The following is a 22,872-nucleotide window of genomic DNA, read 5'->3' as shown; positions in this document are numbered from 1 at the left end:
GAGCTCAGGACTGACGCGCCGCCAGCCGGTCGACCTGGTAGAGCGACGGGAACAGGCGGATCCACAGCAGCACGATCAAGAGCGTGCCAAAGCCGCCGATGAGCACCGCAGGCACTGCACCGAACCAGGCTGCAGTGAGGCCCGATTCGAATTCTCCAAGCTGGTTGGAAGTACCGATGAACACCGAATTGACGGCCGAGACCCGACCGCGCATGGCGTCGGGCGTCTCCAGCTGAACGAAGGAGGAGCGCACCACCACGCTGATCATGTCGGCCGCACCCAGCACCGCCAGCGCGGCCAGCGAGAGCGGGAAGGAACGCGACAGGCCGAAGACGATGGTGGCCAGTCCGAACACGGCCACGGCCATGAACATGGTGCGCCCTACCCGGCCACCCAGCGGAAAGCGCGCCAGCAGCAGCGCCACGATCAGAGCCCCGGCAGCCGGTGCCGAGCGCAACAGACCCAGGCCGACCGCACCGGTGTGCAGGATGTCGTTGGCGTAGACCGGCAGCAAGGCAGTGGCGCCACCGAGCAGCACGGCGAACATGTCCAGGGAGATGGCACCGAAGATGGCGGGCTTGCTGCGGATGAAGGCCAGGCCTGCGAACACCGACGACAAGCTGGCACCAGTGGGCTTGGACGGTGCTGCCTGGGATGCCGTCACCTGGGCCGGACGCCGGATCAGCGACAACAGTACGCTGCAGGCGATGAACAGCGCGCAGCTGCTGGCATACACCACGGCCGGCCCGGCCACGTAGAGAAAGCCCCCCAATGCCGGGCCGATGATGATGGCGAACTGGGTCGCCGAGGCCGAGCCCGCCACGGCGCCCGGCAAGGCCTTGGGCGACATCAGGCTGGGCAGCAGGGCCGACATGGTCGGCTTGGAAAAGGCCCGGCCCGCGCCAATGACGGCCACGATCGCGAACATCATCTCGCGGCTGAGCCAGCCTTGCAGGCTGCCCACTGCCAGCGTGGCGGCAGCGGCCGCTTCCACCAGCGAACTGACGCGCGCGACGTTGCGGCGATCAAAGCGGTCTGCCACATGGCCCACCACGAAGACCAGGATCAACGAAGGAATGAACTGCACCAGGCCCACGATGCCCAGATCGAAGGCGCTGTGGGTGAGCTGGTAGACCTGCCAGCCGACCGCGACGATCTGCATTTGCAAGGCGATGGTGGAGGCCACGCTGGCGCACCAGAAAAGTTTGAAGGGCGTGTGATGACGCAGCGGCTCGGCGGCATCATCGGGGGTCGCGCTGGGGGAAGTGGATGACATGTCTCGTGAATGGGAAGGCGGTGTTCTGGCGTGATGGAGTCCGGGACTGCAAGCAGCAACCCGGCTGGCGCAAGCGGTCTTGGCGCCGCTGCGGCCCTGCCCTGCAAGCCAGGGCGGGCGCCGCTATACTACCCGATCCCGCGCCAGCCGGCAGGACGCGCTCCGCGCGCCTGCCTGCGCATCACAAGGAGAATCCCCATGCAGTATCGCCAACTCGGCCGCACCGACCTCAAGGTCAGCCTCATCACCCTCGGTACCATGACCTGGGGCGAGCAGAACACCGAAGCCGACGCCCATTCGCAGCTGGACTATGCCGTCGAACGCGGCATCAACCTCATCGACGTCGCCGAAATGTATCCGGTCCCGCCCAAGGCTGAAACGCAAGGTCTGACCGAGCGCTATCTGGGGACCTGGCTGAAGAAATCCGGCAAGCGCGACCAGTTGCTGATCGCCACCAAGTGCACCGGCCCGGCCCGCAAGGCGCACAACCCGCGCCACATCCGCGGCGGCATCAACGACCTCGACCGCAAGGGCCTGACCGACGCTCTGCATGGCAGTCTGGAGCGCCTGCAACTGGATCACGTGGACCTGTACCAGCTGCACTGGCCGGACCGCAGCGTCAACAGCTTCGGCCAGCTCGGCTACGAGCACGTGGAGGATGAAACCACGGTGCCCATCGAGCAAACCCTGACGGTGCTCTCCGAATTCGTGAAGGCCGGCAAGATCCGCACCATTGGCTTGTCCAACGAGACCGCCTGGGGAGTCGCGCAATTCCTGCGCGCGGCCGAGCAGCATGGACTGGAGCGCATCGTCACCATCCAGAACCCGTACAACCTGCTCAACCGCAGTTTCGAAGTGAACCTGGCTGAATTCGCGCACCGCGAACAGGTCGGCCTGCTGGCCTATTCGCCCCTGGCCTTCGGCATGTTGAGCGGCAAGTACCTGGATGGCGCGCGTCCGGCCGGCGGCCGTCTGACGCTGTTCGAACGCTTCGTGCGCTATACCAATCCGCAGGCCGAACGGGCCACCGCAGAATACGTCGCGCTGGCGCGTCAGCATGGACTGGACCCGGCGCAGATGGCGCTGGCCTACGTCAACAGCCGCCGCTTCCTGACCTCCAACATCATCGGCGCGACCACGCTGGAGCAACTGCGCAGCAACATCGACAGTGCCCAGGTACAGCTGAGCGAGGAGGTGCTGGCCGCGATCGAGGCCATCCATCGCAGGCAGCCCAATCCGGCGCCCTGAACCGAAACCGAGCGACCCTACAGGCAAAAAAAGACCGGCTGCGTGCCGGTCTTTTTTGTGGGCGGAGAGGTCGTCCCGGGGACGATCAGTCGCCGCCGCTTTCGGTCGCTACCGCTGCCCTCACCTGTTCCTCGCGCGCACCGTAACGCGCGGCCATGACGGCGCACACCATCAGCTGGATCTGGTGGAACAGCATCACCGGCAAGAGCACCATGCCGATGGCGCCGCTGGAAAACAGCACCTTGGCCATGGGCACGCCCGAAGCCAGGCTTTTCTTGGAACCGCAGAAGACGATGGTGATCTCGTCTTCCTTGTTGAAGCCCAGGCGGCGGCTGCCGAAGGTGGTCAGTGCCATGATGATGGCCAGCAGCACGGCATTGATGACCAAGAGCGCCACCAGCATCGTCGCCGGCACCTGGTGCCACAGGCCCTGCACCACCGCCTCGCTGAAGGCCACGTAGACCACCAGCAGAATGGAACTCTGGTCGACGAACTTGAGCCAGGACTTGTTGCGCTCGACCCAGCGACCGATGAAGGGGCGCGCGATCTGGCCGGCCACGAAGGGCAGCAGCAACTGATAAACGATTTTCAGGATGGAACCGAGCGAGGAATGCCCGCTGCCATCATGCGCCACCACCAGCACCCCCACCAGCAGGGGCGTGAAGAAGATGCCCAGCAGATTGGACGCGGAGGCCGCGCAGATCGCCGCCGGCACATTGCCGCGCGCCACCGAGGTAAAGGCGATCGAGGACTGCACGGTCGAGGGCAGCACGCACAGGAACAGCAGCCCCAGGTACAGATCGGGGGTGATGAATTGCAGCAGCACCGGTTTCAAGGCCAGGCCGATCAGAGGGAACAGCGCAAAGGTACACAGCAGTACCGTCACATGCAGCTTCCAGTGCGTAAAGCCGGCCACCACCGCTTCGCGCGAGAGCTTTGCACCGTGCATGAAGAACAGCAGACCGATCATGAAGGTCGTCAGACCATCGAAGGCCTCGGCCACCTGGCCGGTACAGGGAAGAAAAGATGCAGTCAGCACGACGGCCAGCAGCATCAGGGTCATGTTATCGGGCAGGAAGCGGGGACGGGCCATGGCAGTTTCGTTGTTGTCGTGATCGGGACGCCCGCATGCTTATGTATACATTGGCTGCGGACAAACCGCCATTCTACGTGAGAGCGGCCCTGGCTTGCAGGACCCGCTCCCGGGGCCGGCAAGCGATCAGGCCTTGCGCACGAATTCGGTCTTCAGGCCCATGGAGCCGAAACCGTCGATCTTGCAGTCGATGTCATGGTCGCCCTCGACCAGACGGATGTTCTTGACCTTGGTACCCATCTTGACCACACCGCCGCCGCCCTTCAGCTTCAGGTCCTTGATGACGGTGACGGTATCGCCATCCTGCAGCACGTTGCCGGAGGCATCGCGCCAGACCCGGGCCGCCTCGGCGGGCGCGGCCTGGGCGCTCCACTCGTGGGCGCACTCGGGGCAGACGAACTGACCACCATCCTCATAGGTGAATTCGGATTGGCATTGGGGACAGGCGGGCAAGGTGCTCATATGAAAACTCCGGCAATTGGCTTGAAAAGGCAGCGATTGTACTGCTTCGGCAGCCAACTTCACATAGCCAGCAAGACCCGAGATCAAACAAGACGCAAATAAAAACGGCAGGCTTGCGGGCAAACCTGCCGTTTTCCTTCATGCGATCCGTGTAACGTCTGTCTTACCAGCCCCAAAACATCAGCCACCAGGCGGTATTGACCAGCGCCAGGCCACCGATCAAGGGCAGCATGGTCAGCACCTGCTGCAACCAGTGGGTCGCGTGACGCGCCACGACCTTCCAGCACAGCCACAGGCTCCACAGCGTCATGGCGCTCAGCAGCGCGGCGCGCACGTCATTGGCCCAGTAGACGGGCCAGTGCTCGGCGCGCAGCAGGCTGATGGTGGTGGCCGAGAGCCCAATGAAGACGCCGCAGCCCGCCAGGGGGATCAGGGCTTGCACCAGGTGGTTGAAGCGGCTCCATTCCCACTTGCCCAACAGGCGCGTAGCCAGGCCGAACATCAGGGCCACGCCGGTACCCAGCAACAGGCCGGTGGTGAGGATGTAGCCGACCACCATGGCGCCGTCGAGCCAGGTGAAGACGTCGCTTTGCTGCGGATAATTGGTCAGCAGCCACCAGGGCGCCTGGGTACCGAAGGGCCACATGATGTCGCGATCGATGAGCCAGGTGGCAATGTCCTGCTTGATGGTGATGAACCAGGGACTGACCGTCCAGTGGAAGGCGCCGATGGCAATGCCCAGCAGACCGTAGAGGACCAGGGCGCTTTCCCACAGATTATTGTGGGTCTTGCCGAACTGCACCACTTCCACCGCCGGGGGACGGAAGCTCAGAGCGATTGCATCGCGATGGCCACTGCAGCGACCGCACATGTGACAGTCGGAAGCCCCCTTCATATTGCGCAAAGGCACCAGCGGTGCGCAGTTGATCGGAATGATCTTGTGTTCGGGATGATAGGAGGCGCGCCATGCGTCTTCGTTCACCTTGTAGTGAACCGGGGCCAGTTTGGCCAGCAGGCCGAAGACGCCATTGACCGGGCACAGGTACTTGCACCAGACGCGCTTGTCGCGGCCATACAGGTAACCGACGATCATGGCGCCGACGGTGGAGCCGCCCAGCACCAGCAGCACCGCCTTGGGATACTGGTAGACGCTGACCATCTGGCCGTAGACCGTGGTCAGGGCGAAGGCCACGAAGGGCCAGCCACCCCAGCGCATCCACCGGGGAATGGCGCGGCCGCGTCCATGACGGCTGGCAAACTCGGTGAGTGCGCCTTCCGGACAGAGCACACCGCACCATACGCGTCCCATCAGCACCATGCTCACCAGCACGAAGGGCCACCAGATGCCCCAGAAGGCGAACTGGGCGATCAGCGTCAGATTGGACCAGAGATGGGCGGTTTCGTCAGGCAGCGGGAGGAACACCGGAACCAGGATCAGCACCGCATACACGGCCACCACGATCCATTGCAGGCCTCGGATGAATGCGCCATGGCGGCGCATCCAGTCTCCGGTACGCGTGAGCAGAGTCGGCGATTGCGTACAGGTTGTCATCAGGTTCAGACGGCTTCCTGCCTCTTGCTTTTGAGCTGAGGCTGGGGTTTTCGATAGAGGGCGGAGCATACCACGACCCAATAAACGGTATAGACGATCACCGACAGCAGCGCCGGACGGGCGCGGTAACCGGTCAGGGTCGAGATCAGGCTGCCCAGGGTGGTGGAATCATCCAGCAGTGCCGAGGTATCCCAGAGCTGACCGGTCAGGGTCATGGTCCAGTTGGCCGAGGCCAGCATGTCCGAACTTTCCAGCAGGACGTCGAAGAGCTTTTCCACGCCGGTGACCAGCAAACCGGCCGCCAGCAGCAGCAGGATCACTTCCGTGACCTGGAAGAAACGACGCCAGGAGAAGATCTTGCCGCCCAGCTGCAACAGATAGAAGGTCAGGAAGGCCAGCCCGAAACCGATCGCGCCGGCCAGCACCAGCGAAGCGGTGCTGGCGTTCTGCTGCCCCAGGCCGATGCCGTACAGGAAGACCGCCGTCTCGCTGCCCTCGCGGGCGATGGCCAGCATCACCAGCACGAACACACCCCACCAGTTGCCACTTTCATAGCTGGACTGCATGGAGCTTTCCATGTCCTTCTTGAGGGTGCGTCCATGCTTGCGCATCCAGAACACCATCTGCACGATCAGCACGGCGGCAATGAGGACGATGGCGATCTGGAAGTAGGTCTGGGCGTCGCCCGAGAGCAGTTCCGAAAAGCCCAGCAGGGCTGCGCCCAGTGCTGCCGCCAGTACCACGCCGGCCACCACGCCGCCCCACAGATAGGGGATGCCGCGCCGCGCGCTGACATCGCCGTTCTTCAGCCAGGCATACAGAATGCCGACCACCAGAAGCGCCTCGACGCTTTCGCGCCAGACGATGAACATGACCTGTCCCATGAAACCCTTCCCTTCCTGAAAACCTGGACTTCCGTGTCGCTTGCGCGCATCCGGACTTACTTGGCGACGATTACGCCGTGCGGCATGTCGAGGTGGAAGTCATCGAAAAACTTGTATTCGCCCGCACGCAATGGGGCGATCACCACGAAGGACTGCGCACCCGGCGCCAGCACCTTCTCCTTGCGCAGTTCGACACTTTCGAACTCGGCGGCGGACTTGCCGATGTTGTGCACTTCGATCTTGATGCGCTGCCCGGTCGGCACTTCGATACGCGACGGGATCAGTTTGCCGTCCTGCATCTCCAGCTTGAAGGTCGGCAGGTCGGAAGCGCTGGCCTGGGCGGCGCCACCCAGCATGGTCAGAGCGACCAGGCCCGGGCAGATCAGTCGGACGATTCTTGCGATCATGAAGACTCCGGAACTCTCAAAACGGTGAAGCCGGTCCGCCATCCTGGCCAGACCGGCATCGATTCACTGCAAAGGCAGGCGCTGGTTCAATGCCTGCCACCGGCTTAGTAGCCGCCCTTCTTGCCGATGCCGGCGAAGGTGAAGTCGTAGTTCAGCTCGAAGGTCTTGAACCACGGACCGACACCGGTTTCCTTGTCGACGTGACGACCAAAGTGGGCGTGCTCATTGGCTTGCGGCGAGGAGATGGTCAGCTTGAGCTTGTACTTGCCCGGACCTTCCAGCTTGACGTTGTCGCCATAGTGGGGACCGTCGTTGGCCACCATGGGCATCATGTCGCCCTTGAGTGACTTGGTGGAACCGACCTTGGTCAGCTCGTACTTCACGACCAGATAGGGCATCCAGTCACCTTCAGCGAACCCGTTGGGGTTCTTGGCCACGGCGCGGATGTCGGCTTCCAGGTGGATGTCGGAATCCTCGGCCTTGCGCATCATGCCGTCCGGTTCCATCTTCACCGGTTGCAGGTAGACGGCATTGACTTCAAAACCATTCTGGATCTGCGGCTTGCCAATGGGGTATTCGGCGGCCACGGCAGAACCTGCAAAGCACAGGCCAAGCGCTGCGGCGACAGCTAGTTTCTTCAAACCGATCATTGCGTATTCTCCTGGTGACAAATGATAATGATTAGCATTAAGTATATCACCCTTTGAGGCAGTGAGCGGGTCACCTTAGTGCAATCCTTCATAGCAATGCTGACCGAAGAGTAAAAATGCGCGAGCAATGAAAACCGCCCGGCGGGCACCGGGCGGTTCATAGGGACTGCGAGCGGCATCAGATGGGGGTTGCCAGGCCGGCCCGTGCCACTCAGATTTGTTCCAGCTGCGCCAGCGAGTGCGAGACCAGCGGCCCAGGCTTTGCAGGTGCTGCCGCCACGCTGCGCACGGGTACCGCCAGGCGCCCTTCCAGCTGGAAGACCGCCACCACGCTCTCCAGCCTCTCGGCCTGCGCCTGCAAAGCCTGGGCCGCTGCTGCGGCCTCTTCCACCAGCGCGGCATTTTGCTGGGTGCCCTGGTCCATCTGCGAAATGGCCTGATTGACCTGGGTGATACCGGCGCTCTGCTCCTCGCTGGCATCGGCGATGCTGCCGACGATCTGGGTCACGCGCTGCACGCTGTCGACGATGTCGCTCATGGTGGCGCCGGCCTGTTCCACCAGCTTGCTGCCGCTACCGACCTTGTCGACGGAATCGTCGATGAGCGACTTGATTTCCTTGGCGGCAGCCGCCGAGCGCTGCGCCAGCGAACGCACCTCCGAGGCGACCACGGCAAAGCCACGCCCCTGCTCGCCGGCCCGCGCTGCTTCCACCGCTGCATTCAGCGCCAGGATATTGGTCTGGAAGGCGATGCCATCGATGACTGCGATGATGTCGACGATCTTGCGCGAGGAGTCATTGATGGAGTTCATGGTGTCGACCACCTGGCGCACCACGTCCCCGCCCTGCGAGGCTGATTGCGCCAGCGCGTTGGCCTGGCGCGCGTTCTGGGTATTCTGCAGCACCACGGAAGTCAGTTGTTCCAGGCTGGAAGCGCTTTCCTCCAGCGCAGCGGCCTGCTGCTCGGTGCGGGCCGACAGATCGGCATTGCCCACAGCGATCTGACGCGCTGCCACCGTCACCGAATCGGTGGAACTGCGCGTGGTGCTTACCACCTCGACGATGCGCGCCAGCAGTTTGTTGAAGGCGGCGGCAGTACGGCCGATTTCATCCATGCGCTCCACCGGCACCGGACGCGACAGGTCCAGGGTCTGGCTGACATGTTCGAAGGTCTGCTGGATCTTGCCCAGGCTGTGCGTCACGCTGCGCAGGGTGCGCATCCCCAGCAATCCCGTGAGCAGTACCGCCAGCACGATCACCCCGATCATCGCGCGCAGAGCGAAGGCGTAAGCAGCGTCGCTCTCGTGCTTGATGGCGTCGATCATCTGGCGCCCCATCAGGATGTGGTCATCAAAGCCCTTCTTGGCGGCAGCCGCCGACAGGGCCAGCGGCGTGCCTGCCTGCAGCGTGGCGCGCACGCCCTCCATGTCATTGGCATAGGCGGCGGCGAAGAACGGTACCAGGGCTCGGCGGTAGGCTTCAATGTTGGCCTTGTCGGCCAGGATCAGGGCGCGGTCCTTGTCATCGAACACGAGATCGCGCTCGTAGTGGGCGAATTCCTCGTCCAGCGCCTTGTTGGCGGCATCGACCGCCTTCTGCAAGGCGGTCTTGTCGGGCAGATTGGCAAACACCGAGAGCCGATAGCCGGCCAGGCGCGAATCGGCCAGATAGCCCTTCAACAGATTGAGGCTGTCCATGCCGGGGATGATGCGATTCTGGATCAGTTCCAGTCGCTGCTGGGCACGCTGCAATTGCCAGAGCCCGTCGGCACCGACGAACAGCAGCGCCACCAGGGCTGTCGAGAGAGTGAGAATGAGGCGCTTGGTAATGGTCATGATGGAAAATTCACCCATGCAAAGGAGGCGCGCCACAGCACGCCGGTTCAACTACAAGACACGAAAAGAGGTGAAGAAAAAGACTCCCCCTGGCTGACTTGCCTGTCCGTCTTTGTTCGATTTTTTGTGCAATGCACCCAAGGCATTGCCGTCGCTTGTGCGAAGAGGTTCGCGAATGAGCTTCGTTGCAACTCATGACACAGCTGTCAGGAATATAGCCGAGCAGGCCAGCAGGAATGCTGCAACGCGAGATTTTATTCGTTCATATCTGGCATTCAGAAATTGAATGATCCAGCAGGGTTGCCGCCGCGCGCGGCGAATGCCGGCCCGGGCGGGCAGTCAAGGCGTATCTGTAATTGTCACGTAAGCTCATTGCGATAACCCACGGCCTGAGGGAAACACCTGACATCGACGAGATTGAGGCGCTGCCTGGGGGTTGGCTGCGTATTGAACAATGGATTTCTGCCCCCTGCTATGTCAAACTTGCCGGAACTCAGAAATGCCGCATTCAAAGAACAACGCCCTGTCCCGCACATAACGCATGTCCCGCCCCAGCATATTGATGGTCGATCCCAGTCCGGAGTCGGTGGAACTGGCGCGCTTCAGCCTTTGGCGCAGCAAGCTGGAGTGCGACTTCGGTTGGTTCGAGGATGCGGAACGGGCGATGGAATCGCTTTTCAGTCCCCACGCGCAGCAGCACCCCGAAACCCTGCCCTGCCTGATCCTGCTGGAACCGCGACTGCCGCGCATGGAAGGGCTGGACCTGCTGCACATGCTACGCAGCCAGCCGCATACGCGCGCGCTGCCGGTCATCATGTTCGCCACCTCTCATGACCAAGCCGATGCCACGCGTTCGCGCGAAGCAGGCGCCAATGACTACCTGGTCAAACCGGTGGATGCGCGTGAATTCATGGAGTTGGTCAACCAGACCGTCCAGCACTGGCTGCAAGCGCCCCCGGCTCAGACCGAGCCACGCTGACCGGCCAGTGCCTGCGCGCAGCAGGCACTGAGCAAAGACGGAAAAATGGAGGCGGAAATTGGAAGCGTAAAAGTGAAGGCGAAAAAGACAAAAGGGCCCATCTTGCGATGGACCCTTTATATCTGGTGCGGCTGGCAGGAATCGAACCCACGACCCCTTGGTTCGTAGCCAAGTACTCTATCCAGCTGAGCTACAGCCGCGAAAAACAAAATTATAGCAGCAAGTTTTCCCCTTTGGGAAGCCCTCGACCGAGATTTTTTGCCGAAAGGGAAATCCGGCCTGCATATGGGTGGCTCGCGGCTATTATGAAACAATATTCAGCTTCCTCCGCTTACCTGCCTCGCATGTCCGATTCTGCCGCCCTCGATCTGTCAGATGCCTATCGCCTCCGTGAAGAAGAACGCACGCGCATCGCCCGCGACCTGCACGACGAACTGGGTGCGCAATTGACCGGCATCGGCATGGCACTGGGCCAATTGCGCGAACAGCTGGCCCTGGAACACCATGCCGCCCTGCCGCAGGCCGACTACGCCGGACAATTGCTGCAGCAGGCACGCGAAGGCATGGAGCGCATCATTGACGAACTGCATCCCCCCATCGTCGAGTTCGGCCTGGTCGATGCCCTGCACTGGCAGTGCCGCCATTTCAGTCGCCAGAGCGGCCTGGACTGCCGCTTCCACGCTGAGCAGGGCCTGACCGTGCACGATGAATTCCTGGTACTGGGCCTGCTGCGCATCCTGCGCGAGGCGCTCAACAATGTGGCGCGCCATGCAGCGGCCCGAACGGTGCAGGTGCGCCTGGAGCAGAGCGGCAAACACCTGCACCTGAGCATCGCCGATGACGGTGGCGGCTTCGATCCCGCCCTGGCCGGGCGCGACGGCAGGCGTGGCCATGGCCTGACCAACATGCGCCAGCGCGCCGCAGCCCTGGGCGGCAGTGCGACATGGGAGGCCCGCGCCAGTGGCGGTACCTGCGTAAATATCGTCATACCTGTCACACTCTGAATGAACGCTATAGAATACGCCCTCGCCCGCCGCAGCTTGCAGCAAGGGTTTCAGAGGAGTGTCGCCGTCCGCCCATGAGCAAGAAATCCACCGCCGCCATCAAGGTCCTGATCGCCGATGACCACGCCATCGTACGCGAGGGTCTGCGCCAGATCTGTGCCGGCAGCAAGGACATCGTCGTGGTCGGCAATGCTGCCAACGGTCTGGAGGCCATCAAGCTGGCCCGCGAAGGCAATGGCGATGTGATGCTGCTGGACATCGTGTTACCCGACCGCAGCGGCATCGACATCCTCAAGCAGATCCGCAAGGAGCAGCCGGAGCTGCCGGTGCTGATGCTCTCCATCCACCGTGAGGACCAGTACGCGATCCGTTCGCTCAAGGCCGGAGCGGCCGGCTTTCTCAACAAGCAGGCCAGTCCTGGCGAACTGCTGGCAGCCATCCGCCAGGCCGCCGCCGGGCGCAAGTACGTGAGCCCCTCGCTGGCGCAGGAACTGGCCAACCAGATCGGCGTGGACCACGACACGCCGCTGCATGAAACCCTCTCCGACCGGGAATACCAGACCATGGTCATGATCGCTTCCGGCAAGACCGTCAGCGACATTGCCGCCGAGCTGCTGCTGTCGGTCAAGACCATCAGCATGTATCGCTCGCGGGTGCTGACCAAGATGAAGATGCGCCACAACGCCGAGCTGACGCATTACGCGCTCAAGAACAAGCTGGTCGAATGAGTTTGCCCCGCCCTTTCCCCGCTGACGCCTGACAAGCAGTCAGCAAGCCGTGGCTTCCTTGTTGGAAAGGGGCTTTTCTCCTCCTATTAAAAGCATCCAGAGCACATGCGCTGAAGTACAATTAGTTGTCATTCTTGCCTCTACCTTGAGGGACAGCGGCAACGGACTACGGCGCAAGGGGAGACTACGCCGCGTCTGCGCGATGACAGGGGAAGGCGCCGTGCTCAAGCAATGCCGGCCTGCGCCGATACCTTATTAAATTCCCCGTGGCACCCAGACAATCACACCAACAATACAGTCACCAGCCGGCATGTCCAAGAAACCGACCACGCTCACGCCTGTCGAGATCGCCCGAGAAGCTTTCCAGAGGCTGGGGGCCAGGCGCATTGCGCCCACGCCGGACGCCTACCGCATCGCCTACGAGGAAATCCAGGGCGGATTGCCAGGGGTGACGGCTGAGTCGGTGCTCGGCAATTTCGCCACCAAGCTCTCGCGCCAGCCCGGTGAGAACGGCCTGCTCGGCACGCGCCTGGTACGTGCGCGCGAGAATGGGGACTGGAGCGAGTTCGAACGCCAGCTGACCGAGTTTGCCGACGCCAACTGGCAGAGTCGCCCCATCCTGCCCGCCAAGCCGGCAGTGCCCCACGGCGAACTGGTGCCAATCGACCTGGAACGCCAGTTCATCCGTGACAGCATCAAGGAGAAGATGCTGCGCGAAATGCTGGCGCGCATCCTGGTCTTCAATCTGCCCTCGCTGCTGTCGACCGCGCCGGAACTGGCCAATGAGTCGCGCAACAGTGGCCAGGAGCTGAAGATGGCGTTCTCGGAACAGGCGATGAACGACATCATCAGCCGCGTCAGGCAGCTCAGCTTCCAGATCGAGCTCAAGACCGACGACATGGCCCAGCAGCAGGATTTGCTGATGCGCCTGTTCCAGTTGCTGCTGGAAAACATCAACGGCCTGCTGGAACAAGGTTCCTGGCTGTCGAGCCAGATCGAGACGGTGCAGAGTCTGATCGCCGGCCCGCTCAGCAGCACCTCCCTGGCCGACGCCACCAAGAACCTCAAGGAAGTGATCTACAAGCAGGGCCTGTTGAAGAACACCCTGTCCGAGGAAAAAGTGGTGGTCAAGAACATGATGCTGACCTTCGTGGATCGACTCTCGGCCATGGTCTCCACTACCGACAACTACCAGCGCACCATCCGCGGGTTCTCGCAACAGATCAGCCAGGCCGGCAACATTGCCGACCTCAACAGCGTGCTCAGCGAGATCATGACCGAGACGCAGAAAGCCCAGGAAGAAGCCACCCGCTCGCGCGATGCGATGGAAGATGCGCGCCAGGAAGTGGAAAAGGCCGAGGAACGCATCCAGGCGCTGGAGCAGCAACTGCAGCAGATGGGCGAACTGGTGCGCGAAGACCAGTTGACCGGCAGCCTCAACCGGCGCGGCATGGATGAATCCCTGGATCGCGAGATCGCCAACGCCCTGCGTCGCGAAACGCCCCTGTGCGTGGCCCTGCTGGACCTGGACGACTTCAAGCGCATCAACGATACGCACGGCCATGCCACCGGTGACGAAGTATTGGTGCACATGGTGCAGGTCATTCGCGAGACCTTGCGCAAGCTGGATGTGATCGCGCGTTTCGGTGGCGAGGAGTTCGTGGTGCTGATGCCGGAGACCAGTCCGCAGGACGCGGTCCAGATCATCACGCGGGTCCAGCGCGAACTGACCAAGCGCATCTTCATGCACGAAAGCCAGCGCCTGCTCATCACCTTCAGTGCCGGCGTGGCGGTGTATCAGCCCGGCGAGAGCCAGGCGGATTTGCTCAAGCGCACCGATGTGGCGCTGTACAAGGCCAAGAATGCCGGCAAGAACCGCATCGTCTTCGCCGACCCGCCAGCGGCGACACCGGCACTGCCGCCATCCCGCTAGGCGCGGCGCCAGCTGCGCCAGCCGGCTGCGGCCATGAGCACGAAGAGGGCATAGAGAATGGCCGTCAGCGTCAGGTGCTTGTAGAGATACAGTCCCACGTAGAGCACATCCACGACGATCCAGACCAGCCAGTTCTCCAGCTTCTTGCGCGACAGCAGGAATTGTCCGACCAGGCTGCCGGCGGTGAGCAGGCCATCCATGTGCGGCACATCGGTATCGGTGTAGCGCTGCAGGAACCATGACAGTATCCCCCACCCCGCCACCCAGGCCATGCCCATGAGCAGCCAGCCCCGAGCCGAGAGCCTCGATACCTGCAGCGGCCCCTGCTGCTCGCCGCCACGCAGCCACTGCGACCAGCCCCAGACCGAGACCGCCACGAAGACGAACTGCAAGCCGGCATCGCCATAGAGACGGGCATCGGCGAACACCGCCGCGTACAACAAGGAAGAGAGAATGGAGAACAACCACGCCCAATGATTCTGGGCGATGTTGAGCCAGACGGTGATCACCGCCAGCACGAAGGAGACCAGCTCCAGCGGCGTGGTGCTCAGGCCCAGCCAGTTCAGCGGGGTATCAAGGCTCATGCGAAAGACAGGACGACGCCGGACAGGCGCTCAACGCGCAGCAACGCGGGCGCTGGAGGCGGGCGCATTGACGGGAACGGAAACGCTGTTCGGCTGCCCGGAACCGGGCATGAAAGGATTTGGATTGACGGCAGGGGCAGGCTTGGTCGAATTGCCATCGAGCAGCTGGATGAAGACCTCGTTCTGCTTGATCATGCCCAGCTCGAAGCGCGCACGCTCTTCCACCGCCCCCTTGGACTGCTTCAGGTCGTCCACTTCAGAGGCCAGCTTGGCGTTGCGTTCCTTGAGTTCGTCGTTCTTCTTGTGCGCCAGTTGCACCTGGCGGTCGAGCTCCCATACCTTGAACCAGCCGCCCTTGCCCAGCCAGAGCGGATACTGGATCACAACCAGCAGGAAGGACAGGCAAAGGATGATCAGGCGCATAGCCGGGAGCTCTCAATGCGGCGCCTGCCTTTGGGGTGGGCGCCGCAAGCTTCTTACTTCAGGTTGTAGAACGCAGCGCGGCCGGGATAGCTGGCGATGTCGCCCAGGTCTTCTTCGATACGCAGCAGCTGGTTGTACTTGGCCATGCGGTCCGAACGCGACATCGAGCCGGTCTTGATCTGCAAGGCGTTCATGCCAACAGCGATATCGGCGATGGTCGAGTCTTCGGTTTCGCCCGAACGGTGCGAGATCACGGCGGTGTAGCCGGCACGCTTGGCCATTTCGATGGCGGCGAAAGTCTCGGTCAGGGTGCCGATCTGGTTGATCTTGATCAGGATCGAGTTGCCGATGCCCTTGTCGATACCTTCCTTCAGGATCTTGGTGTTGGTGACGAACAGGTCGTCACCCACCAGCTGGACCTTCTTGCCCAGGGTTTCGGTCAGCAGTTTCCAGCCGGCCCAGTCGTTCTCGGCCATGCCGTCTTCGATGCTGATGATGGGGTACTTGTCGCACCAGGACGCCAGCAGCCCCGTCTTCTGCGCCGGGGTCAGCACCATGTTTTCACCGGCCAGGTGGTAGTTGCCGTCCTTGTAGTACTCGGAGGCAGCGCAGTCCAGACCCAGGGCGATCTGAGTGCCCGGCTCGTAACCCGCCTTCTCGATGGCTTCGATGATCAGCTTGATGGCTTCTTCGTGGCTGGAAACGTTGGGAGCGAAACCGCCTTCGTCACCGACGGAGGTGGCCAGGCCGCGATCGTGCAGGATCTTCTTCAGGGTGTGGAACACCTCGGCGCCATAGCGCAGGGCTTCACGGAAGCTCGGTGCGCCCACCGGGATGATCATGAATTCCTGGATGTCCAGGTTGTTGTCGGCGTGGGCACCACCGTTGATGACGTTCATCATCGGCACCGGCATCTGCATGGAACCGCTGCCGCCGAAGTAGCGATACAGGGGCAGACCCGATTCTTCGGCAGCGGCCTTGGCCACGGCCATCGAGACGGCCAGCATGGCGTTGGCGCCCAGGCGGCTCTTGTTCTCGGTGCCGTCCAGATCGATCAGGGTGCGATCCAGGAAGGCTTGCTCATTGGCGTCCAGGCCCATGATGGCTTCCGAGATCTCGGTGTTGATGTTTTCGCAGGCTTGCAGCACGCCCTTGCCGAAGTAACGGCTCTTGTCGCCGTCACGCAGTTCGATCGCTTCGCGCGAGCCGGTGGATGCGCCCGAGGGCACGGCAGCGCGACCCAGCACGCCGGATTCCAGCAGCACGTCGCATTCCACGGTCGGATTGCCGCGCGAATCGATCACTTCGCGGCCGATAATATCAACGATTGCACTCATTCCAGATCTCCATCAAGGTTTTAAAAATGATTGGCGGGTGCAGGCCCGGTAGCCGGGGCGCCCATGTTGAAACGGCCGCCCGACGGCAGCCGTTTCATGCACCTGGCCGGCAGCTTATGCCTGGCCCTTCGACGCTGCGTGATGCGCCAGCGCCGCGCGGATGTACGAAATGAACAGCGGATGGCCGTCACGCGGAGTGGACTTGAACTCCGGGTGATACTGCACGCCGATGTAGAACGGGTGAGCGTTCTCGCCGGTGCGCGGCAGTTCCATGATTTCGCACAAGTCTTCGCTGGGCGTACGGGCCGACACGATCATGCCCGCCTCTTCCACGCGACCCAGGTAGAAGTTGTTGGCTTCATAGCGATGGCGGTGACGTTCGGTCACGCTGTCGCCGTAGATTTCGGCAGCCAGGGTACCCGGCTTGACCGCACAGGTCTGCGCCCCCAGGCGCATGGTGCCACCCAGGTCGGAGTTGGCATCGCGCCGCTCGACCTTGCCGTCATGGTTCTGCCATTCATCGATCAGGGCCACCACCGGTTGTTCGGTATCCGGATCGAACTCGGTCGAATTGGCCTTGGACAGACCGGCCTTGTTGCGCGCATATTCCAGCAGCGCTACCTGCATGCCCAGGCAGATGCCCAGGTAAGGCACCTTGTTTTCGCGGGCATAGCGGGCGGCGGCGATCTTGCCTTCCACTCCGCGCTTGCCGAAACCGCCCGGCACCAGGATGGCGTCGTACTTGGTCAGGCTGTCGGTGCCGTTGGCTTCGATCTCTTCCGAATCCAGGTACTCGATGTTGACGCGGCTACCGGTATGGATGCCGGCGTGGCGCAGCGCTTCGGTGAGCGACTTGTAGGACTCGGTCAGGTCGACGTACTTGCCGACCATGCCGATGGTGACTTCGTGCGAAGGATTGTTCTGCGCATCGATCAGCTTGTCCCACATCGACAGGTCGGCCGGCTTGGGCGACAGGCCCAGCTTTTCGCAGATGATGGTATCCAAACCCTGGTCGTGCAGCATCTGCGGAATCTTATAGATGCTATCGGCATCCCACACCGAAATGACGGCGTCAGCGGCGACGTTGGAGAACAGCGAGATCTTGTCGCGCTCGTCGTCGGGGATGCGGCGGTCGGCACGGCACAGCAGCGCGTCGGGGGAAATGCCGATCTCGCGCAGCTTCTGCACGCTGTGCTGGGTGGGCTTGGTCTTGAGTTCGCCGGCCGAGGCCAGGAAGGGAACCAGGGTCAGATGCACGAAGGCGGTGGCGTTGCGGCCGGAGCGCAGGCTCAACTGGCGCGCCGCTTCCAGGAAGGGCAGCGACTCGATGTCACCGACAGTGCCGCCGATTTCCACCAGCGCGACCTCGAAACCTTCGGCGCCGCGATGGATGAATTCCTGGATCTCGTTGGTGATGTGCGGGATGACCTGGACAGTCTTGCCCAGGTATTCGCCACGGCGTTCCTTGCGGATCACCGATTCATACACCTGACCGGTGGTGAAATTGTTCACCTTCTTCATCTTGGCCGAGATGAAGCGCTCGTAGTGGCCCAGGTCGAGGTCGGTTTCGGCGCCGTCATCGGTGACGAACACTTCACCGTGCTGCAACGGGCTCATCGTGCCGGGGTCGACGTTGATGTAGGGATCGAGCTTCAGGAGGGTGACTTTGAGGCCGCGCGATTCGAGGATCGCAGCCAGGGACGCGGCGGCAATCCCTTTACCCAGGGAAGACACGACGCCGCCAGTGACAAATACAAACTTGGTCATTACAGATGAGTGCCGAACGGCACATGCGGGAAATTCAAATTATACCCCAAATCCGGCTCGTTTTTTAAGCCTCCCTGCGATTAGTGTCTCTCCATCGACAATCTTGCAGCAGGAAAACATGCGCGGCCCCGCGCACTGGATTCTTGACCATCGTCCCGGCAAATTGGTTCATCTGCACTTCACTGGCCATGAAGCTGCCTGCCCTGCAACAGCTGCCCGATCATGCCGTGCGTGGCTTGGGCCGCCGCCACCGGGGATTCCATCGGAAACAGGTGGCCGCCGGCAATCTGGAGGAAGTTCGGTCCGACCAGCCGACGCGTGGCCTCCAGGCCGGCCAGACGGCACTCGACTGAATCGACGCCGCCCACGAAGCCTACCGGCACCGGATAGGTCTGGCGCGCCAGGCGCCCGAGGTGATGAGGAATGGTGCGATAGACCGCGGTTTCGGTCTCGCGCGAGAAGCGCAGGCGCACGCCCCCATCGGGCTGCGCCACCAGGCCATGTTGCAGATAGTCGCGCAGCACCTGCTGCGGCCAGGCCGCAAACAGGGACTTGGCGGCGTAGTGCCGGTAGGCTGCCTCCATGTCCGGCCAGTTGTCACGGCGGCGCGCCGAGGCCACCGAGGGCGAATGACGGCTTTCATACTTCAGCAACTTGGCCAGGCGCAGCAGCTGCGCTCGCCAGCCGGCCACGATGGGCGAATCCAGCAGTACCACGCAGCGCACCAGCGCCGGGCGCTTGCGCGCAGCCATCAGCGCCAGGATGCCGCCCATGGAATGCCCTACCAGGATCACCGGTTCGGCATAGCTGCGCTCCAGTTCCTCACGCAGTTCGCGCGCCAGAGTGCGCCAGCCGTCGTCGACCGGAAAGCGTGGATCATGGGCGTGGATAGGCAAGGCGCGCACATCGTAGTGGGCACGCAATTGTTCGAAGAACATGCCGTAAGTCCCCGCCGGATAACTGTTGGCGTGGGCGAAATGAAGAATGGGAAGGCTCATGGACAGGCGCAGGCTAGGCAATGGCCGCAGCATAGCAAAACGGCTGACGCCGCGAGCGTGCTATTTTCCCGCATCGCGAAATGGAACGACAGGCAGGCGTCGAGCGCCTTGCCTGCTTACTGGCCGTACCAATACCGCGCATGTTGCTTGCGGTATTGGTCCACTTGCAACTGATCCCCCAGCGTCATGGTCAGCGCGCCAGTTTCATCGGTGCGCAGGCGGCGGATACCAAGACGACCATATCGTTCATAGACTTCCGGCTTGGGGTGATTGAAACGGTTGCGATAGCCGACCTGGAATACCGCCAGTTCCGGCCGCACCGCCCGCAGGAAGGGCTCGGTGGACGAGGTCCCGCTGCCGTGATGCGGTGCCAGCAGCACCGTCGAGGGCAAGCGGTCGGCCAGCGGACCGTTGACCAGTTCGTCTTCCTGCACGGCCTCGATATCTCCGGCCAGCAGCACCGACTGCCGCCCGATCTGCACCTTCAGCACGCAACTGCGGGCATTCGGACGCCATTTGTCGCTGTCATAGCTGGCCGCCTGCGGATGCAGGATGGTAAAGCCGATGCCATCCCAGTTCCACGATTGCCCGGCCTGGCAGCGTGTATGCGCGGGCGCGGCGCGCAGGATGGGGCTCTGTGGTGCCAGCGATGAATAGACGCTGTCCACCGGCAGATGCTTGAAGAGCGACACTGCCCCGCCGGAATGATCGTTGTCATTGTGGGAAATCACCACACGATCCAGATGATCGATACCGCGCGCACGCAGGTAAGGCAGGATCACGCGGGTAGCCCCGTCGGATTCGGCGGTGTAATACGGCCCGGTATCGTAGAGCAGGCGATGTCCCGGCGTTTCCACCAGCACGGCCATGCCCTGCCCGACGTCAAAGGCGGTCACGCGCATGCTGCCTTCGGCCGGGGCCACGGGCGCATTGAGCAGCAACGGCAACCAGCCGAACAGGCCCAGCCAGCGCACCGGCCAGCCGCGCGGCGCCAGCACCAGCAAGGTTCCCCCCAGGGCCAGCGCGAACATCCAGACGCCCGGCAGCGGCGTTTGCCACACCGCCCAGGGCATGGCATCAAGTACTCGCAGAAAATCGGCCAGCCACGCCAGCAGCTGGTGCGGGACCTGCAACACGAAGTGGGCGAGCAGTTCCGGCAGGATGCTGCCCAGCAGCGCCAGCGGCGTAATCACCAGCGAGACCAGAGGAATGGCCAGCGCATTGGCGATCGGACTGACCAGGGAATATTGCCCGAACAGCAGCACCGTCAAGGGCACCAGCCCCAGCGTGACGACATATTGGGCGTATCCCGCTTGCTTGATCCGCTGCAGCAGCGCCGACCACCAGTGCCTGCGCGAGGCCGCGGCAGCCATGGCCTGCGGCGGCTGCATGCGACCCACCGAGCCATAGAGCAGCAAGGCCACCGCCCCGAAAGACAGCCAGAACCCAGGCCACAGTACCGCCCAGGGATCGAGCAGCAAGACCAGCCCCAGAGCCAGGCACTGCACTACCGAGACACGCACGATGCGGCCGCGCCAGAAGGCGACCCCGACCACGACCAGCATGTAGAAGGTGCGCTGGGCCGGCACACCGAAGCCGGCCAGCAGAACATAGAGGAAAGCCACCAGCATGCCCACGATCACCGCCACCTTCTGGGCCGGCAGGCGCAGCGGCAGTTGCGCCCCGGTGAAGAAGGAACGCCGCCACAGCCAGCTCGCCAGCCCGCCGCACAAGGCCGCCAGCATGGTGATGTGCAGACCGGAGATGGCCATCAGGTGGCCAATGCCGGTGCGATTGAAGACGGTCCAGTCGGCCTGGTTGATGCCACGCTGGTCGCCCATGACCAGCGCCGCGATCACCCCGGCATAGGGCGCATCGGGCAACGCCGCATGGATGCGATCGCGCAGCCAGCCGCGCGCGCTGTCGATGACGTGGGAAGGTGTCCAGACGAATTCATCGACGCGCCGGTTCAGCGCCGTGAGCGGCGCGCCCGCCGCCGCCGGACGACCAACGACATAGCCGGTGGCACGCACATCGTCCTGCAGCAGCCACAGTTCGTAGTCGAATCCGTCGGGATTGGCATTGCCGTGCGGACGCTTGAGGCGCACCTGCAACCGCCAGCGTTCGCCGGGGCGCAGGTCGGGTACGGCCAGCCGGGGCGGGGCGAGCTGCTCGCCATCTTCGGACGGCAGCTGGTAACGCTGGGTGCCATACCAGGACAGCGCCAGCCGGGGCGGCACCGGCGGCTTCACGCCCCCCTGCAGCACCACCTGCTCCACGTCGAAACGGAAACGCACCCCCTGCTCGTTGTGGACGGGCAGATCGGCGACGGTACCAATGACGGTGATGTCCTTTCCTTCCCAGGCTGTCGGCAAAGCCTGGTCGAGGTAATAGAGCGCAAACGAGGCGGCCCACAGGAAACCCAGCCAGGCGCCGCAGGTCAGCAACAACGGCACCCGCAGGAAAGGCTGCCAGAACTTCCAGGCAGTCAAGGCCAGCAAGGCGGCCAGCACCAGGCCCACGGCATACCACTCGGTCCCGGGCAACTGGCCCTGCACCTGCAGCAAGCCCACGCCGACGGCAAATCCGATGATCAGCGCGCGCATCAGAGGTGCAGTCCCGCATGGGCCAGGCGCGGCAGCGCGGCCCGGGCATTGGCCGTGGTGGCGGCGGCGATCTCGTTCACGGGCAATTGGCGCAGCCCGGCCAGGACTTCGGCGATGCGCGGGATCTGGTCCGGCGTGTTGATGTCGGGATGGCGCCAGGCCGGGGAAATATCCGGCGCGTCGGTCTCCAGCACGATGGACGACAAGGGCAGTTCCTTTGCCAGGCGGCGAATCTGCAGCGAACGCGGGAAGGTCATGGCACCGCCGAATCCCAGGTGCAGCCCCAGTTCAACAAAGGTCCGGGCCTGCTGGTCGCTGCCATTGAAGGCATGGGCAATGCCACCCGGCACGCGGATACGGCGCAGATATTTGAGAATGATGTCCTGGGAGCGCCGCACATGCAGCAGGACCGGCAGCGCGAACTCGCGCGCCAGCTTGAGCTGCTCGGCGAAGAAGAATTCCTGCTTGTCGCGCAGCGGCGCTTCCTTCAGGGCTGGTACGAAGAAATCCAGCCCGATTTCGCCAATCCCTACAAATAGCGGATCGTTCAGCGCCTCGGCAATGGCCGAGCGCAGCGTGTCCAGATCGCTTTCTTCGGACGTGGGCACGTAGAGGGGGTGGATGCCCAGCGCATAGACGGCGTTGCCGACCTCGCGCGCCAGTCGGGCGACCTTATGGAAGTTCACCCGCGCGATGGCCGGGATGACGATGACGCGCACGCCAACCTGCGCGGCCTCGGCAGCGATGGCAGCGGAACGGGCGCCGAATTCCCCGGCATCGAGATGGCAGTGCGTATCAACCCACATGTGCTGGATGGCTTGGCGAAAATCGGAAAGACCGGCCCGGCGGGCAACGGCTCCGGATGACGACACCCGCAACAGGGGCCGCGACCGCATGGCTCAGCCAGGCTGATCCGGCTCGCTTCCCCCGAAGCGTCTTGTTGTTTCAACAGCATAGCCGGTTGGCACCGGCTTCGGAGACGGCAGTTTACCGTCTAACGCGCTCTTGCAGGGATTAACAATCGTAAAGAATGACGGCAGCAGGCGCGCAGCACCATGAAAAAGGGACGCGATCGCTCGCGTCCCGCGTCCCTGGCTGTCGAGCCTG

Annotated in this window: 20 protein-coding genes and 1 tRNA gene; 5 read left to right on the top strand and 16 right to left on the bottom strand. The window is 63.0% G+C overall.

Annotated elements, in window-relative coordinates; genetic code table 11:
• Nucleotides 1–4: 4 nt before the first annotated feature.
• On the bottom strand, nucleotides 5–1,276 hold the full coding sequence (locus HNO82_RS11660; protein ID WP_175343831.1) for an MFS transporter: 1,272 nt from the start codon (nucleotides 1,274–1,276) through the stop codon (nucleotides 5–7).
• 198 nt (nucleotides 1,277–1,474) lie between these two features.
• Here HNO82_RS11660 and HNO82_RS11655 point away from each other — a divergent pair, with 198 nt between their 5' ends.
• Nucleotides 1,475–2,524: an NADP(H)-dependent aldo-keto reductase gene (locus HNO82_RS11655; protein WP_175343830.1), complete on the top strand. Its 1,050-nt coding sequence runs from the start codon at nucleotides 1,475–1,477 to the stop codon at nucleotides 2,522–2,524.
• An 85-nt stretch (nucleotides 2,525–2,609) separates the two neighbouring features.
• Here the strand turns inward: HNO82_RS11655 and HNO82_RS11650 are convergent, their stop codons facing one another.
• From HNO82_RS11650 to HNO82_RS11620, 7 genes are all read right to left on the bottom strand, one after another.
• Nucleotides 2,610–3,617: a bile acid:sodium symporter family protein gene (locus tag HNO82_RS11650; RefSeq protein WP_008329659.1), complete on the bottom strand. Its 1,008-nt coding sequence runs from the start codon at nucleotides 3,615–3,617 to the stop codon at nucleotides 2,610–2,612.
• A 126-nt stretch (nucleotides 3,618–3,743) separates the two neighbouring features.
• Nucleotides 3,744–4,079 carry a zinc ribbon domain-containing protein YjdM gene (locus tag HNO82_RS11645; RefSeq protein WP_008329661.1) on the bottom strand — a complete coding sequence of 112 codons (336 nt, stop codon included), beginning with the start codon at nucleotides 4,077–4,079 and terminating at the stop codon, nucleotides 3,744–3,746.
• Nucleotides 4,080–4,242: 163 nt separating this feature from the next.
• Nucleotides 4,243–5,580, bottom strand: coding sequence for a 4Fe-4S binding protein (locus HNO82_RS11640; protein ID WP_175343898.1), 1,338 nt, complete (start codon nucleotides 5,578–5,580; stop codon nucleotides 4,243–4,245).
• Nucleotides 5,581–5,636: 56 nt separating this feature from the next.
• Nucleotides 5,637–6,515, bottom strand: a complete 879-nt coding sequence (locus HNO82_RS11635; RefSeq protein WP_008329667.1) for an FTR1 family iron permease — start codon at nucleotides 6,513–6,515, stop codon at nucleotides 5,637–5,639.
• 56 nt (nucleotides 6,516–6,571) lie between these two features.
• Complete coding sequence (locus tag HNO82_RS11630) at nucleotides 6,572–6,922, bottom strand: cupredoxin domain-containing protein (RefSeq protein WP_175343829.1); 351 nt, start codon at nucleotides 6,920–6,922, stop codon at nucleotides 6,572–6,574.
• Nucleotides 6,923–7,026: 104 nt separating this feature from the next.
• Nucleotides 7,027–7,572, bottom strand: a complete 546-nt coding sequence (locus HNO82_RS11625; protein ID WP_008329671.1) for an iron transporter — start codon at nucleotides 7,570–7,572, stop codon at nucleotides 7,027–7,029.
• A 211-nt stretch (nucleotides 7,573–7,783) separates the two neighbouring features.
• Nucleotides 7,784–9,406, bottom strand: coding sequence for a methyl-accepting chemotaxis protein (locus HNO82_RS11620; RefSeq protein ID WP_175343828.1), 1,623 nt, complete (start codon nucleotides 9,404–9,406; stop codon nucleotides 7,784–7,786).
• 541 nt (nucleotides 9,407–9,947) lie between these two features.
• Here HNO82_RS11620 and HNO82_RS11615 point away from each other — a divergent pair.
• Nucleotides 9,948–10,385 (top strand): response regulator, encoded by a 438-nt coding sequence (locus HNO82_RS11615; RefSeq protein ID WP_034350428.1) that lies wholly within the window; start codon nucleotides 9,948–9,950, stop codon nucleotides 10,383–10,385.
• A gap of 123 nt (nucleotides 10,386–10,508) precedes the next feature.
• Here the strand turns inward: HNO82_RS11615 and HNO82_RS11610 are convergent.
• A tRNA-Arg gene (locus tag HNO82_RS11610) sits at nucleotides 10,509–10,585 on the bottom strand.
• A 144-nt stretch (nucleotides 10,586–10,729) separates the two neighbouring features.
• Between HNO82_RS11610 and HNO82_RS11605 the strand changes: the two genes are divergently transcribed.
• The 3 genes from HNO82_RS11605 (at nucleotide 10,730) to HNO82_RS11595 (ending at nucleotide 14,050) form a co-directional block, all read left to right on the top strand.
• Nucleotides 10,730–11,389 carry a sensor histidine kinase gene (locus HNO82_RS11605; protein WP_175343827.1) on the top strand — a complete coding sequence of 220 codons (660 nt, stop codon included), beginning with the start codon at nucleotides 10,730–10,732 and terminating at the stop codon, nucleotides 11,387–11,389.
• 74 nt (nucleotides 11,390–11,463) lie between these two features.
• Nucleotides 11,464–12,117, top strand: a complete 654-nt coding sequence (locus HNO82_RS11600) for a response regulator (RefSeq protein WP_008329681.1) — start codon at nucleotides 11,464–11,466, stop codon at nucleotides 12,115–12,117.
• Between the two features lie 310 nt (nucleotides 12,118–12,427).
• Nucleotides 12,428–14,050, top strand: coding sequence for a GGDEF domain-containing protein (locus HNO82_RS11595; RefSeq protein ID WP_175343826.1), 1,623 nt, complete (start codon nucleotides 12,428–12,430; stop codon nucleotides 14,048–14,050).
• Here HNO82_RS11595 and pnuC read toward each other — a convergent pair.
• The 7 genes from pnuC to HNO82_RS11560 all read right to left on the bottom strand — a co-directional run bounded on the left by pnuC (nucleotide 14,047) and on the right by HNO82_RS11560 (nucleotide 22,571).
• Nucleotides 14,047–14,634, bottom strand: a complete 588-nt coding sequence (gene pnuC, locus HNO82_RS11590; protein ID WP_008329684.1) for a nicotinamide riboside transporter PnuC — start codon at nucleotides 14,632–14,634, stop codon at nucleotides 14,047–14,049. The two genes, HNO82_RS11595 and pnuC, sit on opposite strands and share 4 nt — an antisense overlap.
• Nucleotides 14,635–14,664: 30 nt before the next feature.
• Nucleotides 14,665–15,057 (bottom strand): cell division protein FtsB, encoded by a 393-nt coding sequence (gene ftsB, locus HNO82_RS11585; protein ID WP_175343825.1) that lies wholly within the window; start codon nucleotides 15,055–15,057, stop codon nucleotides 14,665–14,667.
• A 53-nt stretch (nucleotides 15,058–15,110) separates the two neighbouring features.
• Complete coding sequence (eno, locus tag HNO82_RS11580) at nucleotides 15,111–16,394, bottom strand: phosphopyruvate hydratase (protein ID WP_039785546.1); 1,284 nt, start codon at nucleotides 16,392–16,394, stop codon at nucleotides 15,111–15,113.
• Between the two features lie 114 nt (nucleotides 16,395–16,508).
• Entirely contained in the window at nucleotides 16,509–18,161 is a 1,653-nt protein-coding gene (gene pyrG, locus HNO82_RS11575; protein ID WP_008329694.1) for a CTP synthase, read from the bottom strand.
• 179 nt (nucleotides 18,162–18,340) lie between these two features.
• Entirely contained in the window at nucleotides 18,341–19,159 is an 819-nt protein-coding gene (locus HNO82_RS11570; protein WP_175343824.1) for an alpha/beta fold hydrolase, read from the bottom strand.
• Nucleotides 19,160–19,275: 116 nt separating this feature from the next.
• The gene (locus HNO82_RS11565) at nucleotides 19,276–21,765 is read right to left on the bottom strand and encodes a DNA internalization-related competence protein ComEC/Rec2 (protein ID WP_175343823.1); all 2,490 of its coding nucleotides are present in this window, start codon (nucleotides 21,763–21,765) and stop codon (nucleotides 19,276–19,278) included.
• On the bottom strand, nucleotides 21,765–22,571 hold the full coding sequence (locus HNO82_RS11560) for a TatD family hydrolase (RefSeq protein WP_175343822.1): 807 nt from the start codon (nucleotides 22,569–22,571) through the stop codon (nucleotides 21,765–21,767). The genes HNO82_RS11565 and HNO82_RS11560 overlap by 1 nt, the downstream gene beginning before the upstream one ends.
• Between the last annotated feature and the right edge of the window lie 301 nt (nucleotides 22,572–22,872).

The organism is Herbaspirillum sp. C9C3 (genome assembly GCF_013359625.1).
Classification (GTDB): Bacteria; Pseudomonadota; Gammaproteobacteria; order Burkholderiales; family Burkholderiaceae_D; genus Herbaspirillum.
This window is presented reverse-complemented; position numbering and strand designations above follow the sequence as displayed.

Excerpts from the sequence above, each read along its gene's own strand:
- HNO82_RS11650 (WP_008329659.1), bottom strand. The coding sequence starts at position 3,617 with ATGGCCCGTCCCCGCTTCCTGCCCGATAACATGACCCTGATGCTGCTG.
- eno (WP_039785546.1), bottom strand. The coding sequence starts at position 16,394 with ATGAGTGCAATCGTTGATATTATCGGCCGCGAAGTGATCGATTCGCGC.
- HNO82_RS11635 (WP_008329667.1), bottom strand. The coding sequence starts at position 6,515 with ATGGGACAGGTCATGTTCATCGTCTGGCGCGAAAGCGTCGAGGCGCTT.
- HNO82_RS11565 (WP_175343823.1), bottom strand. The coding sequence starts at position 21,765 with ATGCGCGCGCTGATCATCGGATTTGCCGTCGGCGTGGGCTTGCTGCAG.
- HNO82_RS11645 (WP_008329661.1), bottom strand. The coding sequence starts at position 4,079 with ATGAGCACCTTGCCCGCCTGTCCCCAATGCCAATCCGAATTCACCTAT.
- HNO82_RS11630 (WP_175343829.1), bottom strand. The coding sequence starts at position 6,922 with ATGATCGCAAGAATCGTCCGACTGATCTGCCCGGGCCTGGTCGCTCTG.
- HNO82_RS11605 (WP_175343827.1), top strand. The coding sequence starts at position 10,730 with ATGTCCGATTCTGCCGCCCTCGATCTGTCAGATGCCTATCGCCTCCGT.
- HNO82_RS11570 (WP_175343824.1), bottom strand. The coding sequence starts at position 19,159 with ATGAGCCTTCCCATTCTTCATTTCGCCCACGCCAACAGTTATCCGGCG.
- HNO82_RS11655 (WP_175343830.1), top strand. The coding sequence starts at position 1,475 with ATGCAGTATCGCCAACTCGGCCGCACCGACCTCAAGGTCAGCCTCATC.
- HNO82_RS11660 (WP_175343831.1), bottom strand. The coding sequence starts at position 1,276 with ATGTCATCCACTTCCCCCAGCGCGACCCCCGATGATGCCGCCGAGCCG.
- pnuC (WP_008329684.1), bottom strand. The coding sequence starts at position 14,634 with ATGAGCCTTGATACCCCGCTGAACTGGCTGGGCCTGAGCACCACGCCG.
- pyrG (WP_008329694.1), bottom strand. The coding sequence starts at position 18,161 with ATGACCAAGTTTGTATTTGTCACTGGCGGCGTCGTGTCTTCCCTGGGT.
- HNO82_RS11615 (WP_034350428.1), top strand. The coding sequence starts at position 9,948 with ATGTCCCGCCCCAGCATATTGATGGTCGATCCCAGTCCGGAGTCGGTG.
- HNO82_RS11600 (WP_008329681.1), top strand. The coding sequence starts at position 11,464 with ATGAGCAAGAAATCCACCGCCGCCATCAAGGTCCTGATCGCCGATGAC.
- HNO82_RS11640 (WP_175343898.1), bottom strand. The coding sequence starts at position 5,580 with ATGCGCCGCCATGGCGCATTCATCCGAGGCCTGCAATGGATCGTGGTG.
- HNO82_RS11620 (WP_175343828.1), bottom strand. The coding sequence starts at position 9,406 with ATGACCATTACCAAGCGCCTCATTCTCACTCTCTCGACAGCCCTGGTG.
- HNO82_RS11625 (WP_008329671.1), bottom strand. The coding sequence starts at position 7,572 with ATGATCGGTTTGAAGAAACTAGCTGTCGCCGCAGCGCTTGGCCTGTGC.
- HNO82_RS11595 (WP_175343826.1), top strand. The coding sequence starts at position 12,428 with ATGTCCAAGAAACCGACCACGCTCACGCCTGTCGAGATCGCCCGAGAA.
- HNO82_RS11560 (WP_175343822.1), bottom strand. The coding sequence starts at position 22,571 with ATGTGGGTTGATACGCACTGCCATCTCGATGCCGGGGAATTCGGCGCC.
- ftsB (WP_175343825.1), bottom strand. The coding sequence starts at position 15,057 with ATGCGCCTGATCATCCTTTGCCTGTCCTTCCTGCTGGTTGTGATCCAG.